The organism is Protofrankia sp. Cj3 (genome assembly GCF_917627355.1).
GTDB lineage: Bacteria > Actinomycetota > Actinomycetes > Frankiales > Frankiaceae > Protofrankia.
The window spans coordinates 1-1,804 of record NZ_CAKJTR010000083.1 but is presented as its reverse complement, the minus strand read 5'-3'; the positions used below and the strand labels follow the sequence as shown (position 1 = coordinate 1,804).

1 protein-coding gene and 1 pseudogene are annotated in these 1,804 nt (G+C 70.1%); one reads left to right on the top strand and one right to left on the bottom strand.

All coding sequences use genetic code 11. The features are described from left to right. The first annotated feature begins 159 nt into the window (after positions 1 to 159). Positions 160 to 768, top strand: coding sequence for a DsbA family protein (locus MJ783_RS13075; RefSeq protein WP_239310701.1), 609 nt, complete (start codon positions 160 to 162; stop codon positions 766 to 768). An 82-nt stretch (positions 769 to 850) separates the two neighbouring features. On the opposite strand, the pseudogene MJ783_RS13070 reads toward MJ783_RS13075, so the two are convergent. Next, positions 851 to 1,804: pseudogene (locus MJ783_RS13070) on the bottom strand (ATP-dependent helicase); the annotation flags it as partial.

Genomic DNA, 1,804 nt, shown 5'->3' with positions numbered 1-1,804 from the left:
ACGCTCTTATGAGTCCCGACGCGGGGCGGGCGGTGCACCGACCGCTGGAGACCGCCCAGCGGCCTACGAGAGCGAACGGCGACGGATCGCGGGCGCTCTCAGCATTTTTCTACTCGGCCGGTAGGGAATGCGGCGCGGGTCCGGCGGCTTGGAGGGTTCATGGCCTTTGAGTTCACTGTCACCTGGGACTACCGCTGCCCGTTCGCCCGCAACGCGCACGAGCACATCCTCACCGGGCTGGCCGCCGGCGCCGGCTGGCAGGTCCGCTTCGCCCCGTTCTCCCTCGGGCAGGCCCACGTCGAAGAGGGGCAGCCTGACGTCTGGGACCAGCCTGACCAGGACAGCGGCATCCTGGCCCTGCAGGCTGGGGTCGTTGTCCGCGACGACTACCCCGAGGTGTTCCCGGCCGTGCACCGCGGCCTGTTCGCGCTCCGCCACGACGAGGCCAGGCAGCTGTCCGACCGCGACGAGGTCGCCAAGGTGCTGGCGGACCACGGCGTGCCGGCCGGAAAGGTGCTGACGGCGATTGACTCGGGCGAGGCGCTGGCCAGGGTCCGCGCCGAGCATGAGCAGTACACCAACAGCCACGCCGTGTGGGGTGTGCCGACGTTCATCGCCGACGACCGGGCTGTCTTCGTCCGGCTCATGGACCGTTCCCCCGCCGGGGCCGACCCTGCCGGGTCGATCCGCGCAGTCGAGCGCGTGGTGGATCTGCTGACCGGCTGGAGCGAGCTCAACGAGTTCAAGCACACCACCATTCCCCGCTGACAGCGGCCGGCAGCTGGGGACGGTCATCCACCACGGCCGCTGGTGTGACGCGGCTACCAGGCGGATACCGGCGATGCGCGTGCTACGGATCACGCCGGCTGGTGCGCCACCGGACCGGTTCGGTGAGGACCGCCTTCGCGCTGGACAGATCGGCCAGGCGGGTGGCGAGGGTGGCTTCGGCCAGGTGCGGGGGTAGGGCCGCGTTGAACTTCAGGCCAGCCAGGGCCTGCTCGTCCACGTGGGGCAGACAGAGCCGATTTTCCAGATCCGGCGTGGCGGCCTTCCACATAGTTGGGGTCAGGTCAGAACGTAGCCGGATGAATGCCTCGTCGGGGTTCTGGCGGGGGTCGGTGAGGTCGCCGAGGGAGGCGGTGAGGGTGCGGTTGGCGAGGTGGCCGGCCCAGGTCCACCAGCGGACGTCGGCCTCCGATTCACGCACGATCATGGTGCCGGCGGGGTGGACGAGGTCGGTGTGCTCCTCGCGGATCTCGGTCAGGCGGGCGGCGGCGCGTTTGGTCATGGCGACCTGGGGATCGGCTCCGAGGAGGACGTCGCGCATGGCTCTGACCATGGTGAAGGACAGCGGAGGGAGGCTGCCGGTCCACCGGGCGCGGCCCCCGCTGCCGGCGGGTTCGACGAAGCAGCGGCGGCGTTTCCAGTCGGTGTAGGTGACACGCCAGCTGCGGCCGGCGAGCAGGAGCAGCCGTGGGCCTTCGACCGGGTCGCAAAGGAGCATCGGGTCGGTGCGGCCGATCTCGGTGCGGCCGGAGAGGACGGTGAACTCGGGTGCCGCGGTGAAGACGGCGGTCAGTTCGGAGAAGTGCCGGTGGCCGAAGCGGCGTTCGGCTTCCGGGCCTATGAACAGCATGCCGCCGTCGGAGTCGAGGAATCCCAAGCGAACGAGGTGAGCGACGATCGGTTCGGCGGACCGGTCGAAGGGCGCGAGGCCGTTCCATTCGTCGGCCCAGAGCCGGTCGCCGACCTTGTTCTCCTGCAGGCAGTAGGCGAGCAGTTGCTGGGCGACGATGTGCCGTGG

Excerpts from the sequence above, each read along its gene's own strand:
- MJ783_RS13075 (WP_239310701.1), top strand. The coding sequence starts at position 160 with ATGGCCTTTGAGTTCACTGTCACCTGGGACTACCGCTGCCCGTTCGCC.